A 13726-nucleotide genomic window follows, 5' to 3' on the forward strand; every position below is an offset into this window, starting at 1 on the left:
TGAGCTCCTTAACGAGATAAGTAATTTGTTGTCAGCGGCGCTTCGACGGCTTCTGCGGCGCGCGGCCGCAGGGCATCGATCCGTTCCACCAGCTGGCCTTCCGACAGCACGCCAAAACCGACCGGCATGATCTTGCCGGTGATCGGCTGTGCCAAAAACAGCGCCGGAACTTGCTTGACGTTGAGCGTGGCGGCGGTACCGTTGTCGGTGCGGGCATTGGTAAAGCCCGGCACCGCGCCGCCATCCAGGCTGACTGGCAGCACCTGGATACGGTACTTCGTGGAAAATGCCCGCAATACCGGTCCATACGCATGGCAGTACGGACAATCGCCACGGAAGAAGAACATCAGGATGTGGTCGCTCCCGATGTTGGCGAGGGCGGATGACCGCTCCTGCATCTGCACCTGTTCAAATACCTCCAGCGCCTGGGCATTGACGGGGCGGCCCTGCGTGGTGGGATCCAGGTCCGGATTGGCCCACGCCACTTTCTGCGACAGGTCGGCGAACAGCGAGGCATTCCTGAGGACCTTCGATTCGAGCTCCATGTAACGGCGCACGTTGGCGACAGTGGGATGCATGACGGCGACGGCCTTGAGCTGTTCCAGTTGCAGCTGCAGCTCATGCAGCGCCTTGACTTCAGGCGGTGGCTGCGGCGTGGTGGGTTTTGGTAGCGCGACTGGCGCAGGCGTTACTACTTCCTTCTGCGGTTCGTGCACTGCCGGGTCGTCATAGAAATGCCAGCCGCGCCGCACATCGGCCTGCGCGCCAGCAGCGCGCCCTTGTGCAGGGACACTGGCGGGAACCTGAGCGTGTACGGCTCCGCATGCGAGCAGCACTGCCAGACAATATTGGTGCCTCATCATGGGGTTTTCTCCAGGCGCAGACTGGCGGGCGGCTGGCCATTGCGGCAGTAATTGATACCGATATCGATCGTTTGCTTGTGTAGTGCCTGCCCTGCGGCGAGCCTGACGCCTTCCTGCCAAAACCGGACGTTGAGCCGGCGGCAGCCGTCCTGGGCGTAGCGGGCCAGTGTCGTGACCTCCATGAAGAGCGCAGAGGTGGCAGAAAAGCGCTGGGTGATCGCGTCTGCCAGTTCTCCCGTCAGCTTGCCGGCTGCGCGGCCGTCGGGTGCATCGATGGCCGCCAACATCAGTACTTTCGGATCGTTCACCGCCACGCGTGGCGCGGTTTCCGGGGCCGCACTGGTTGCGGCGCAGAGCATGGCGGAGCAAAGGGCAAGAGAAACTTTGTACGTCGTGGTTCGATTCAGCATTTCCCTCTCCCCAGATAACAGGTCGGCGCGCGCTGGGCGGCAGCGTCCTTGAGCGCCGCCGCGTTGGGCAGCGTCGGCACGATGGAGGCATAGAACTCGGTCAGATCCAGCTTTGCGAAGTCGATGCTTTGCAATTGATCCACGTTAAAGCCGGAACAGGCAGGATTTTTTGGTGCTCCCCAGCCCATGCCGAGCTGCGCCCTCCCCTGTTCGTTGATCATCCTGGCCAGGCGCGAGTTAAAACAGCATTTAGAGGTCGTGTGCTCGATGCACGACACGCATTTGCCTAATACCCGGATGCAGGAGCTGCACCAGGTGCCGATGGTGTGACATAGCTGGGCGCCCTCCTTCATCGCCAGCTTGCCCTCGCCGGCGTTGCAGGACATCATCGACACCGCGATGTACATCACCGCAGTCATCGCCAGGCTCCAGGGATTGAACGCGATCGCCAGGTGTTCGGTAGTCGCCAGCGTGACCGATCCTGCCGGCAGCGCCGTGCCATTGACGGCCACCGTCACACCAAACGTCGTATAACTGCCGCTGAAACCGCCACTGGTCAGCAGTGCCTTAGCGCCTTGCGTGATGAACTCGCGGTTGCCGCTGTTCATCAGGATGTCGAACACCAGGCGCGAGCCAATGCCAAACAGGGACTGGTTAGTAAAGTGGGCCCCGGCGCCATCGGTATAGCAGCAGTTTTTGAGGAGCCGGTTGCGGCAGGTATTACCCTCGCCATTGAACAAAGTCATGGTCTTCGGATCGAGATAGACGCCGGCCTCGCGCACGGCCTCCATGTAAGTCATGACCTGCGCAAAATCGACGTCATTCGTATAACTCGTACTGAAGCATTGCGTACCGAGACAGAACGTTTTTGGCGCACAAGTGGCGCCAGCAGGGCAGCCGGTGGTGTACGCGACCAGCGTCGTCTCGGCACTCAAGGGATCGCGGGCGATGGCTTGCGCGGCGGAGATGGTCGGATCGGTGGCCAGCACGGGCGGGCGCGGCGTGTTGGCCGAGTTCAGGGCACCCACTTGCGCCGCGCAGGCCGGGTCGCCGGGTGTCACGGCGCAGGCCGCCAGATGTGCATTGGCATCGCTTTTGAGGTTACCCTTGCCGTGGTAGACGGTTTCGGGAGGCGTCAGCGTATAGCCGGGCACGTGGGCAGTGGCGCTCTGGGTGGTGACGCTGGCCCGGGCGGCCTGGTTGGCAGCCGTGGCGCCGGCCAGATCCTGGTTGACTTGCGCCAGGACAATGGCAGGCTGCATGCTGCTCAAGCAGCATGCGGTCGTCAAGGCGATCAGGCGGCGCATGGCTATTTCCCCATCTTGCCCAGGAAGCGGCCAGCGCTGTCGGCAAAGCGCGGTGTGCGCTGCTGGATGGTTTTGAGCGCGTATTCCAGCGAGACGTCGCCGGCGACGCGGACGTAGGCATCCGGTGCGAAACAACTCCCTGCCCCGCAGGCCTGGGTGGGTGCACCAGCGCGCAATAAAACGAAGGTCGGTGCCTGGCGTACGGCAAAGCGGTCAAAGGCCTGCGGATCGATTTGCCATGCCACCTTACGCTCACCCATGATCTTTTGGGCATGCGCCACGGTTTTGACCAGTGATCCGTCGTCCAGGCCCCGCAGTAACAGGGTCGCCTGCAGCTGCGCCGCTTGCATCGCCAGCTTATTCAGCGCGGCTTCCGGCATAGCGAAGGTCACAAAGACCAGTAGCCGGTCGCCATTCAACGCGGCAAGCGCGTTTGGGTTGGATGCCGATTCGTAGCCTTTGGCAATGGCGCCCAGATCGACGGGTGGCGTTGGGCGAGGCTGGGGCAAGGCGTCGATCCGCATCCGTGGCGTAGTGGGTGCTTGCCCTGGCGGCGGGTCGTGCGGCATGGGATTGGCCCGTACCGCGCGGGCGATATCCTGCTCGGTGATTACAGGCTGCAGCTTCTTGGCGCGTTCAATATCCGCGTCGGTAATGTGCGGCATCGCTTGTGCCGCCACTGCCTGGGCCAGGAACAGTGCACCCAGCCCTGCCATGGCACGCAGCGCAGCAGGCCTGGCTCCCGCAGGGGGCACTTGGATCGGATTAGTAGCCAACACAGCAGTTCCTTTTTCGAAATAACATAAACGCAAAATCTTCACCCTTGACCGGGTATTCCTTGCCCGCTCCCCAAGCGATGGTGGTGCGTCCAAAAGGCTGGCAGCATTTGCCCAGTTCCTTGTCGGTGGCCGGGATGGGATATGTCAGCTGGGATTTGTAGGCCGTCTTGTCCATTTCCGGCAGGAAGTACGGACCGCACAGCCCTTTTTGGCCATGCATGCCCCACGTCAGCAGCTCGCGGTGCATCTTGGCGGTGATGCGCTGCATCATCAATTCGGCGGTGCGCACCCCGCCTACGTGGTAGGCCGAGTGGCCATCGAGCGGGAAAAGACCTCCCTGGCAGCCGGCGCACCAGAACAATTCCGGACGGCCAAATCCCGCCGTGGCGGCAACGCAGTCCGCAGCACAGGCGGCGACCGCTCCAGGGTTGGCGAACAAAACCGTTTCCGGATTGATGATAAGTGTCAGCTCGTCATCGTCCCAGAGAGGATCGACCTCGGTCATGTACGCGATATCGAAGGAGCCAGCCTCCAGGCAAGGGAAATCGGCGACCGCCTTGAGCCAGTACATGACCGGATTAACATAAAAGTGCGCTTGGTAGAATGCGTCCTGGGCGCCGCCAGCGTCTGTGACCCGGGCAGCTTCCGGCGCGGCAATGCCCGGATTGAGATCAATGCCACCGAGGGACACCAGGCAGAATGGCTTGCGCACCACTTCCACGTGGCGCACGGGTTCCCAAAAGCCGATGGACAGGCCGATCACCGGATTGACTTTGCACGTGCAGATCGGACTGGATGGATTGGCGGTGTCTTCCTGGCCGCCCAGGTTGCCCAGGGTGACGCTGCCCAAAGAGATCGGCAGGATGCATGACCAGCAGATATCCGTGATCGGGTTCGGAAAGGCACCAGTGCAGGTGCCGACAGGCGCCGCCTGGGCATGGCCTTCCCCGATGAGGAGCAGGATCAAACCGATGGTGTGTTTTAGTAGGCTCATCTGGCCACCACGATTTCGTCAATTCGAAGGCGCATGCCTTCCTGGTAGACCAAGGCCGGGACATGTTGGATGCCAAAGCGCCGCACCAGAGTGCCCTGCTGATCGAAGTAGATTCGCGTTTTCCACTGTTTCATCAGCTCCAGATAGGAGCCGCCAACGAGTACCGGCTTGATCCGCGCGCCATCGCGTTGAAGCAGAGTGCGCGCCATCCTTGCCTGTGCAGGATCGCGCGCATCGAAAAACATCAGCTTTTTCGACATGGACGTGATCGCCAGCGGGTTGGTGCGGGTGCCTGCGGGGAACAGGACGCGACCCTGTGCGTCGAGGATGTTCTTGTCGAGCACATAGGTGGGATCAACATAGACAGTTCGTGGTGCCTTCGCTGGCGTCAAACCTGCCACCGGTGCCGGGTTGGCCACGGCCGCCCTGCCTTTGGCGATCGCCTGCTCCTGCAGTGCGTGAAGCTGGCCGCTCTTTTCCAGCGCCCGCAGGCGCTGGGCGATCATGTCGAGCAGGTGTTGCTCGGCAATCGGATAGGTTGGTCCGATCGCGGGCAGTTCCTCTGCCTTGGCCAGGGTGCCTATGAGGCTACTGGCCAGCAACAGGATCAAAGTGGTGCGCATGGGCAGCCTGCTTAATGACAAGGTATGGAAGCGCCCAGCTCGCGCATCTTGACGGTGTCGATCTCCTTCACCGCCTCAATCATCTGCGTCACAATGGGATCGCGAGGCGTGCTGAAAAAGGCCTGTTTGAGCTCTGGCAGACTGAGTTGGCGTTGGCATTTATCCGCATACGCATGCAGGTACCGTTGTGCCGCTATATGCAGCGTGGGGGAAACGGAGTTGAGCACAAATAAATAATTCTCCATGGAGTCTTTGTGAGGAGGCTCGGCGGCGGGCGTCCATCCTGGGATGGTCAGGACCACTGAGGTAGTCAGGGAAGCGAGGGTTGATTTCATTGAAAGCATGATCTACTCCTTGGTTTAAAAGATGGGAATGACGACGCCCAGGACCGCGTCGGCGTGTACCAGGCCATTGATGCTGTAGCGTGAATCGAAGCTGTCCTGGCTGGTGCCTTGCACATAGAAATACGAGGGTGGAATCACCGTCTCGGCGATAGGTTCGAGCCGGAGATGTTTGACGGTGGTATGCGTCTTGGCAATACCGACCTCCTGGCCATTGACGAAAACGTGGCGATCCCGGACGGTCACTTTGTCGCCGGCCACACCGCGCACGATCTTGAAGAACGGCTGGTGGTACAGGCCGGGGAAGATGCGGTACGCCGCCCCTTCGAATGCATAGACCACATAATCTCCGCGACGGATGCCGTCCGCCCGGTAGTCGACCACTGCGACCGTGTAGGGCAAGCTGGGTGTCACGTTAAACAGAATAGGCAAGCGCGGTGTCGCATCGATAAACAAACGCACATAGGCGAGTGTCCAGATCACAAGCAGCACCAGGTACAAATACCAGCGTCTGCGCGCATGCCTAAAAAAATCGCGGGTCACAGTTTCACCTTTTTTCTGAGCAAAGGCGTGAGATCGATCAGCGTCGCGCGGCTGCCGATCACCGCCGTTTTGTCGATCACCAGGCATGCGCACTCTCGCGGCAATTGCGCCAACGCAGCAGCAAAACGGGGGACGAATCGTTCAGCGTCAGATATCGCCTGCCGTCGTTCTATGTCGGTACGGCTGTTCGTCATGGCTTTAAAGACCTGTTCCTGCTTTGCATTGAAGACGTTCGCCACGTCGACGACCCCGATGACCAGCATCGGCCGCAGCACCAGCCGGTCATATGCCGCAATGCCGATCGCCACGAAGCAGGCCGATACGATGAAATTGATCAGCATGATCCTCATTGGAGTCCCCTGTCGGCCAGTACCCGGGCGATGGCCTCGTCGATGGAGTAGCCTTGGGCACGCAAGGCATCAATCGGCTTGTTATCGGCGAGTTTGTTCGAGAACAGCAGCTGCGTGGCTGGATCAATGACCAGGCGTACAACGCCTTCGCCGATCGGCGACGAGACATACATTTCCGCAAAGGCGCCGGCCTCGGTGCGTAGCGAGTTCAATAGCCGTTTCTTGGCGGCGTCCATGACGATGCGCTTGTTGCTTTCCAGGATTTCAATCGACTCCGGTTTTTGCCGCAGCAGGAAAACCCAGTCGGAGCAGTTGAAAGCGGCCGTCATTTGCACCGAACCGTAATAGTCATCGGCACCCTGCGTCGCGGTGCCCAGTGCACCGCCATACTTGCGCGCACGCCGGGCTGCTTCTTCCACCACGGCGGCCTTGACCGGGTCGTCTGCACCGATCTCGCCAAGCTGTTGCTTGAGCTCATCGACGATCAGGAGCTTCTTGCGATCACGGTTCAGGTACATCTCGCCGGTGATCTGGTACATCAGCAGGATATTGACGACGGCATGCAGATCTGGCTTGCGTTTGAGCTCTTCGTTTTCGATCACGACGAAGTCATTCGAGAAGTCGACGTTATTCTTGCCCTCGAAGAATCGTTCGTACTGCCCGTCCTTCGAGTATGGATTGAGCATGATGGCAAGATCGCGGATGCGGTCATCGCCTTTGATTTCGAGCTCCGCGATATTGCCGGTCTTGAATTCGTCGCGCAAAGCGGTGATCGTCAGATCATTGCCGTACGACTTCCATAGCTTGAGCAGGACCGTTGAAATGGCCTTATATTGCACTTCTTGCAATTGCTGACTCATGGAACACATCTTCGCCAGGGCGGGCAACAGCATATCGATGTCTTCGTGAATGTCATTGACCGCCGTAAACGGGTTCAATATGATCTTCGAGCGGGGGCTGAACTCGACATGCGTTCCATTGGCTTTCTTGCACAGCTTCTCGAATGAGCGCCCGAGATCAAGCAGGCGCACTTGCGCACCACCGGAACGGTATGACCAGGCTATCTCGTTGAGGGTGACGGACTTGCCGGATCCTGGGGCGCCGACGACGGCAAAATTGTAGTTGCCTAGGTCGTTGTCATACAGGTCCAGCGTTACGAGCTGGCCGCGGCGGCCGGCGAAGATGAGCGTTGGCGTGTCGGTTCCTCGCCATTCCGCCAGCAGGGGCGCGAGATGGATGGCGTTCGCCATGGATTTGCGCGTCACCCGCTTCATCTTCTTCATATCATTGTGGAATGCGGGCGTCAGAGTCATGGGCAAGCTCGCCAGCAGCGCCTGGCGGTGCATGTACACATCGGCATTGAGTTCAAAGCCGCTGGCACGCCAGATGGCCTTGGCCGCTTCTGCCGCCGCCGTCGCCTCAGCGGGCGGGCAGAAAATGGCCAGCTGGTGGTACATCGAGACGAGGTTGCCGCCGACATCCATCGCGTTGGCGACTGCATTCCAGTCTTCCTGCTTCTTCTGCACGTCCGGCATGATGGCTGCCATCTTGCTGCTGGCGTTCTGTGTCGCGCGGATATGGTTCGCCGTAATCAATGTCCGTGTCGTGTTCGTATCGAGGATGTGCACGCCCATGGTGAGCAGGAACGGCGCACGGTACTGCAGTGCCGGTTGCATCACGTGCCCGATGAGCGCACCCATCTGCCAGAGGGGGAAACGTCCAGGAAACGATTTAATGGAGAAGAAGCGTGCCTCCACCTGCTGCGGCTTGCCTGGCTTCGAAAACCGGATGCCTTCGTTGGTCGGCTCCTGGACGGTATCGAAGTCCACAATCTGATCCCGCAGTTCCCTTCCCTCATCGTAGTTAATCCGTGGGGTGAAACCATCTGTGAGCCGGTGCGGATTGGTGAACAGTGCGCACCAGTTGATTAAGTCGGCCGCGTCGCATACGTTGCTGGGAAAAGAAGCGGCGTCAAGGGTGCTTGCCATCGAGTCGCGCAAACCGATGGCCGCTTCGCGCTTGCCGATATCATCGGCGCGTCCATCCATCGTGACGCTCATCATCAGTCGAAAGTCGCGCAGCGTAAAATGAAATCCCTTCGTCAGGGATTTCTGGCTCCCGGCCAGCAGATGTTGCACGCGCTGGCGTGCCAGCTGACGGTAGAGGTTGCTGTTCCGGGCCGGCCGGCCCCACTGCTGCGAGTTTTCATATTGATCCGCGTCTTCCATGCGCATGTTGGCATATTGGATCAGCGGGGCGCGGATGTCCGGCGAGCCAAAGAGGTGAAATTGCACACCCGTGTTGGCAGGACAGTTGGTATACAGGCTTTGCAGCACTTCCACCATGCGCTCATCGGCGCCGGCCTGGGGCATGAGTTCGAGCATGAAACCGAGCCGGTGATGGCGATTGATGAACAGCTGCTCGCTGTCGACATAGGGACCGTACGGTAGCCAGCTGGCAAACTGGTCGGGGGCGAAACCGTCACCCCGGTTCAAGCCAAACATGTCGCGCACGCCGGCACCAATCCCGTCGCCGCCGGTTTCCGCTGTAAAAAATGTGAACATATCGTTCCTTTCCGTATCCGGCAGGGGCTATGGGTGGTTCGCCGCTGGCATCGGCGCCGGCGCAGGTGACACTTCTGGCGCGGGCGTACTGGTATCGGCAGGCGTGCTGGCAAAGCCTACTGCCGCCGGCGCGGCTGGCCTGGTGTCGACGTTCGTACTCGCCTGCGCGGTAGCGGCCGTAGGCTCCGGCGCCGCTGTTTGCGGAGAAGCTGGCGGTGTCAAGGGTGCGTAGGCATCACGTATCTGCCGCTGTGCATGGGCGATCTGCCACCGGCCTGGGTCTGTCTGCAGGTAGACAAAAGACTGATCGTGGAGATCATGGTCGCTGTCCTCCCACGGTTTAATCCAGAGCCGCATGACGCGCGGCGGGGAGCGCAGCGCGGTTGGCTCGAATGCAGGCTGTCCCTGCATGGAACTACCGCTGGAGGCAGCTTTGGCCATGGAGTACATGCTGCGCGGGACTGCACGCGGCGTTCCTTTTGTGGGAGCCCCTTTAGCCGCCGCGCCGCCGCCCGCTGGAAACGCATTGTAGTAATTGCCGGATACGGAATTGCACTGCACGCCTTCCGGTGCCTTGCAGGCATATTCGGACTTGCCGCCCAGGCCAGTCATGTCGCTGCACCCGGACAGGATCGTCAGGCAAACCGCTGCTGCGAACAGGTTTTTTGCACATAAGGCGAGTGGTACAAGAGATCGCATGATTACTCCTTGAGGTTCTTGCTGGATTGGCGGCTGGAGACGGCTTGCGTCAGGAGGGCCTCAATCTCGCCGGCACGTATAAAACCCGTTTCCCGTGCGCCATCAGCAAAGATGAGGGTCGGCGTGCCCTGTACGCCCAATTTGCTGGCCAGGGCCAGGTTGCGGTCGAGCGGATGGACGCATCGGACAGGTGCGCTCTGCCCGTCCAGCGTGCCGCTGACGGCGCTGCGCCAGGCAGCCAGGCGGTCGGCAGCGCACCAGATGCGCACAGGTAACGCCTGGTCCTGGAAAGGCACCATGAAGTTGTAGATGCGCAGGTTGGGTACCTTGACCAGTTCCGGTTCGAGCTGGCGGCAATACGGACAATGTGGATCGGTGAAAAGATAAAGGACGCGTTCGCCCTTGCCCTGGGTGGAGACGATCGCATCGGCCAACGGCAACTGGCGTACATCGATAGCCGCTGCCGTCGGCGCTGCCGGGTTGGCGGCGTTGGTACGCTGCTGCAGTTTCGGCGCGGTCAGGTCGCGCATGGCGCGCAGGTCGACCAGGCGGCCAAAGATCATGTAGTCAGGGCGTGTCTCGGCGACGAAGCCGACGTTGTCTCCCATCCACACTTCGAAGACGTGGGGAATCGGTGTCGCCGTGACTGTATCAAAGGCCGTGCCGGGATAGGTTTGCTTCAGCGCGGCGAGCAGTGTGTCCTCGGCCGTACTGGCATGGGCGACCAACGTGGCAGCGCAGGTGAGCGCGGCGAGACCCAGTCTAGTCAGCTTCGTCATTGGGAACCTCCATCGTGCGCTCGGCAAGGCCGAGCTGATCCTGCCGGTCCGCGTCGCTGCGTGACATGGGCCGCGCGGGAATGCGCACGCCACGAGTCAGCACCACGTCCACTTTGCGGCCCGCATGCACCTCGATGACGGGAAACGTCTGTTCGGCCAGCCGGATGTAATAGTTGGCCAGGTTGTTGAGCGCGCTCCCCATGCCGCTGCCAATGCCGCGGCGGAATTGATCGCCGGTGCCGCCGGTCGTCGTCGACAGGGTGCCAAACGGCGAAGTCGTAAATGAGCTGTTGCCTTGGGCGAAGCCCTGGCCGATACCGCTGACGATGCCAGCGCGCAGGCTGTTGGCCAGCAGCTGGCCCTGCTTGGAGACGAGCGTGCCGCGCAGCCCCAGGTTGCCATCCTCCCCAAAGATGTTGCCCTCGATCTTGACCTCGATCACCGAGCGGTCGTAGCGGATGCAGGAGAGCACATCGGTGCGCAAGTACGCGCGTTCGGAACTGATGTCGCCATAGCCGGAGGCAACCACAAAGCATTCCTTGACGTCCGCGCGGAACTGATTCGGCAGAATGGCAGCGGCTGAAATCTTGATTAATGCGGGCAGCGGATTGCTTTGGGCCTGGCCGCCCGTCGGCGCATCGATCCCACCGAGCAGTTCTCCCGGCAGGATGCCCACTGGCAGGAAGTCGTCCAGCGTGTTTGCCGGTTTTACGCCATTGCCCCCGGCCTCCTTGGCGGCCCCGGTGTTCCCGCTGGAGTCTGTCGCGGCGCCCAGGGACACGCGGATCATGGGGGCGGACGTCTCCGGTGGCTCGTTTGGCCGCAGTACGCCGGTGTTGCCACTGGCTGCGTCGGTGGCGGGTGGTCCTGGCGGCGCGTTGCCACCTAGTGGCGTGCCGGGAGGGTACTGCAACGGAGCCGGCGTCGATGGCTGGGGAATGGGCGGAGTGACGGGCGCAGGCGGCGCAGGTGGCGGTCCTTGTTCTGCCGTGGCGGCCGTTTTTGCTTCCAGATCCGCCAAACGCTTGAGCAAGGCTGCTTCGACGACCTTGTGATCGTTGTTGATTTTGTCTTGCGCTTCCTTGTCACTGTCATATTGGGCCAGCTTCTTGCCGGCATTGCCGACCCATTGATCTTCTGGCGATATCTGGCCCGGCACCATCATGCTGGCACCATCCACATTGACGGTGGTGCGTTTGTCGGTCGACTTGGGAAGCTGCCGGGCGGGGCTGCCGGACTCGGAATAGGCCAGTACCGCCCACAGGACGCCAATGCAAGCTGTCACGATACTGGCGGCGGCCAGGTACTGCTGCTGCCTGGGTGTCAACCGTGCCGTGAGGGATTTCAATGTTTGCATGATGCGCATGGCGGTTTACTCCCCTGCCCGAATGACGTAGACCCGCGTGCTCTCGTTCGGACGCAAGTTGAGGTTGTCGATGGCGACGGCCAGGACATCACCATCGTCACGGTCAAATTCCTGCTCTGCGAGCACCAGCGGCGCACCGCTGATATTGCTCAGTGCATAGGTCTCGCCGATAAGACCACGGCCTTCAAACTGGCGGATGAGCTTCATTTCTGCTTCCGCCCACAGCATGCGCGCTTCGTCGCGCTCTTCCACCCGGACGTCGTCGGGCACCTGCTCGGAAGCCATGAACATCAGCATCGATTTCAGGGAGCGGACGAATGTGGCGGACCTTGCCGGCGCCGCGCCGCTGGCATTGGCTGCCTTGACCTGGCGTCTGGCCGACTTGTCTGAGATCACGATGGTGTCTGCAGGAACCTCCGCGCGATTCAGGCGCAAGGTGTAGGTGGCCGTGGCGGAAGAAATAAACAGGTTGATCGGCTTGGCAGCAGTGCCCACCGGCTGAATATAGATTTCGCCTTTGGCCAGGTCGCAGGCAAGCGACAGCTGGCCGCCGGGATTGACGGCAGTGACGGCGCCTGGCGCCACGGGCAGGCTGGCGTCAGTCGGTTTGGGAGCACAGTTGCTGCTCGAGTAGATGTTGCCAACGACATCGATGATCTTGCCGCCCTCGATGCGGATGCGCGTGGGCTCATGCGCGGCGATGACCGCCTCGATGGTGGCGCCGTCCCTGACCTCCCTGGTCTGTACGGCCCAGGCGGGGAGCTCAACGAGCCCCAGCAGCAGCCACGCCAGTGGCAGTATCCGGTTTTCCATCTTTCAACTCCTTAAAATCTTTCAAATGCACGCGCGCGCCACGGAAGACGAAGTCCGCACGGTAGGTCTTGAGGTTGTCAGAGGTATTGGCCCCGTTCACCTGGGTTTTGAGGTAACCGGTCATCGTGACCGATTGCGTTTCTTCGTCAGGCACCAGCTGCTGCATCTGGAAATAAGTGCTCGCATTGAGCTTCTTCAGTCTTGCCGCCTCCAGATCCTGGCGCGTCTTGATGCTGCCGGCGCTCTCCGGCAGGCACCAGCTGAGCAGCATGTCCTTCTTCCATTCGATGGACTTCGGCGTGACGTCCAGCATCAGGTAGGCGATATAGCCGGACATCTGCACCAGATAGTCGTTGCTGGCCCTGCCGTCCTCGATCCAGAATGTTTTATTGATCGCCGGCGGCACGATGACGGTGCGTTCCGTGCCGGCGATGCGGACAATGATGGTCAACGCCAGCATCAGGCAGACGGAAAGGATGCCGATGGCCAGGCGCTGGTCGAACACGCGCCGGCGTAGTGCGCCCAGGTCATCCTGATAGGTTTCCAGTTTCACTGGTGCTCTCCTTGGTGCTACCCGACCATCTTGCGGATATGCGAGGGCGGGGTTGCGCGCATGGACGTCAGCGGACTGACAGGCAGATACCAGTACGCCCAGTGCAGGACAAAGGCTGGATGCTTGTCTGCTTTTTTGCGGCTGAGCCAGCGCGACACGGCGACGCCGGCGCAGACCGCGAGAAAAAATCCGAGTTTGCTGCTGGCCAGATAGCCGACAAAGATGGAAAGGAGGACGGGAAAGGCGACATCAAAGTCCCATAGGCCAAGCTTCCATTGGTCGTCTAGCCGTCGGGGAATATAGGTGTCGGCTTGCATGATGTCCTCCTTGTCTCAATGTGCGGTGTCTGCGCCAGCCTGGTTCAGATCGTGGCACCCATAATGGAGCCGCCGATGATCAGCCCGACCGCGCCGAAAATCGCCATGCCGATGTAGAACAGCACCGGACTGAAATTACGCAGAGCGGTCAGCGAGATCAGGGCCACCACGAAGCCGATGAAGCCAACCAGTGCTTTCACGCCGGGGGCCAATGCGGCCAATTGCGTCAGTGCTGACGTCAGCGGGCCGGTGATGCCGGTGAACGCGACGAGGTCGATGGCGGTGGCGGGAATAGCGGCGAGCAGGCCCAGGATAATCAGGGTCAGCAGTGCCAGGACCTTGGCCGCAGTGGAGACGCGCAGGCCAAGCGGCCGCTTGCCGTGTTGTTTGAAAGGGAGAACTGTGACGTATTGCAGGGTGTTCAT

The 13726-nt window shown here is 60.8% G+C and carries 17 protein-coding genes; all 17 read right to left on the reverse strand.

Annotated elements, in window-relative coordinates:
- Nucleotides 1-8 precede the first annotated feature (8 nt).
- The 17 genes from traF (FJQ89_RS07215) to FJQ89_RS07295 are packed head-to-tail and all read right to left on the reverse strand — an operon-like array spanning nucleotide 9 to nucleotide 13726.
- A complete protein-coding gene (gene traF / locus FJQ89_RS07215; protein WP_141169657.1) occupies nucleotides 9-863 on the reverse strand; it encodes a conjugal transfer protein TraF in 855 nt (284 codons plus the stop codon).
- The gene (locus tag FJQ89_RS07220) at nucleotides 860-1273 is read right to left on the reverse strand and encodes a hypothetical protein (RefSeq protein WP_141169658.1); all 414 of its coding nucleotides are present in this window, start codon (nucleotides 1271-1273) and stop codon (nucleotides 860-862) included. The genes traF (FJQ89_RS07215) and FJQ89_RS07220 overlap by 4 nt, the downstream gene beginning before the upstream one ends.
- Nucleotides 1267-2580, reverse strand: a complete 1314-nt coding sequence (traN, locus tag FJQ89_RS07225) for a conjugal transfer protein TraN (protein WP_141169659.1) — start codon at nucleotides 2578-2580, stop codon at nucleotides 1267-1269. The genes FJQ89_RS07220 and traN overlap by 7 nt, the downstream gene beginning before the upstream one ends.
- A gap of 2 nt (nucleotides 2581-2582) precedes the next feature.
- The gene (gene trbC / locus FJQ89_RS07230; protein ID WP_168208390.1) at nucleotides 2583-3296 is read right to left on the reverse strand and encodes a type-F conjugative transfer system pilin assembly protein TrbC; all 714 of its coding nucleotides are present in this window, start codon (nucleotides 3294-3296) and stop codon (nucleotides 2583-2585) included.
- A gap of 49 nt (nucleotides 3297-3345) precedes the next feature.
- A complete protein-coding gene (locus FJQ89_RS07235; protein WP_141169661.1) occupies nucleotides 3346-4353 on the reverse strand; it encodes a TraU family protein in 1008 nt (335 codons plus the stop codon).
- A complete protein-coding gene (traW, locus tag FJQ89_RS07240) occupies nucleotides 4350-4976 on the reverse strand; it encodes a type-F conjugative transfer system protein TraW (protein ID WP_141169662.1) in 627 nt (208 codons plus the stop codon). The genes FJQ89_RS07235 and traW overlap by 4 nt, the downstream gene beginning before the upstream one ends.
- Nucleotides 4977-4987: 11 nt before the next feature.
- On the reverse strand, nucleotides 4988-5320 hold the full coding sequence (locus FJQ89_RS07245; protein WP_141169663.1) for a hypothetical protein: 333 nt from the start codon (nucleotides 5318-5320) through the stop codon (nucleotides 4988-4990).
- Nucleotides 5321-5335: 15 nt separating this feature from the next.
- Nucleotides 5336-5860 (reverse strand): conjugative transfer signal peptidase TraF, encoded by a 525-nt coding sequence (gene traF / locus FJQ89_RS07250; protein ID WP_243136458.1) that lies wholly within the window; start codon nucleotides 5858-5860, stop codon nucleotides 5336-5338.
- A complete protein-coding gene (locus tag FJQ89_RS07255; RefSeq protein ID WP_243136459.1) occupies nucleotides 5857-6201 on the reverse strand; it encodes a hypothetical protein in 345 nt (114 codons plus the stop codon). Before FJQ89_RS07255 ends, traF (FJQ89_RS07250) begins: the two co-directional genes overlap by 4 nt.
- Before the next feature lie 5 nt (nucleotides 6202-6206).
- Nucleotides 6207-8774, reverse strand: coding sequence for a type IV secretion system protein TraC (gene traC / locus FJQ89_RS07260; protein WP_243136460.1), 2568 nt, complete (start codon nucleotides 8772-8774; stop codon nucleotides 6207-6209).
- 27 nt (nucleotides 8775-8801) lie between these two features.
- The gene (locus FJQ89_RS07265) at nucleotides 8802-9473 is read right to left on the reverse strand and encodes a TraV family lipoprotein (RefSeq protein ID WP_141169666.1); all 672 of its coding nucleotides are present in this window, start codon (nucleotides 9471-9473) and stop codon (nucleotides 8802-8804) included.
- Between the two features lie 2 nt (nucleotides 9474-9475).
- A complete protein-coding gene (locus FJQ89_RS07270; protein ID WP_141169667.1) occupies nucleotides 9476-10252 on the reverse strand; it encodes a DsbC family protein in 777 nt (258 codons plus the stop codon).
- Nucleotides 10236-11618 carry a TraB/TrbI/VirB10 family type IV secretion system protein gene (locus FJQ89_RS07275; protein ID WP_141169668.1) on the reverse strand — a complete coding sequence of 461 codons (1383 nt, stop codon included), beginning with the start codon at nucleotides 11616-11618 and terminating at the stop codon, nucleotides 10236-10238. Before FJQ89_RS07275 ends, FJQ89_RS07270 begins: the two co-directional genes overlap by 17 nt.
- Before the next feature lie 6 nt (nucleotides 11619-11624).
- Entirely contained in the window at nucleotides 11625-12431 is an 807-nt protein-coding gene (locus tag FJQ89_RS07280; RefSeq protein WP_141169669.1) for a type-F conjugative transfer system secretin TraK, read from the reverse strand.
- Nucleotides 12382-12984 (reverse strand): type IV conjugative transfer system protein TraE, encoded by a 603-nt coding sequence (gene traE, locus FJQ89_RS07285; protein WP_168208391.1) that lies wholly within the window; start codon nucleotides 12982-12984, stop codon nucleotides 12382-12384. The genes FJQ89_RS07280 and traE overlap by 50 nt, the downstream gene beginning before the upstream one ends.
- A 17-nt stretch (nucleotides 12985-13001) precedes the next feature.
- A complete protein-coding gene (traL, locus tag FJQ89_RS07290; RefSeq protein WP_141169671.1) occupies nucleotides 13002-13301 on the reverse strand; it encodes a type IV conjugative transfer system protein TraL in 300 nt (99 codons plus the stop codon).
- 44 nt (nucleotides 13302-13345) lie between these two features.
- Nucleotides 13346-13726 carry a hypothetical protein gene (locus FJQ89_RS07295; protein ID WP_243136461.1) on the reverse strand — a complete coding sequence of 127 codons (381 nt, stop codon included), beginning with the start codon at nucleotides 13724-13726 and terminating at the stop codon, nucleotides 13346-13348.

Source organism: Janthinobacterium tructae (genome assembly GCF_006517255.1).
GTDB lineage: Bacteria > Pseudomonadota > Gammaproteobacteria > Burkholderiales > Burkholderiaceae_D > Janthinobacterium > Janthinobacterium tructae.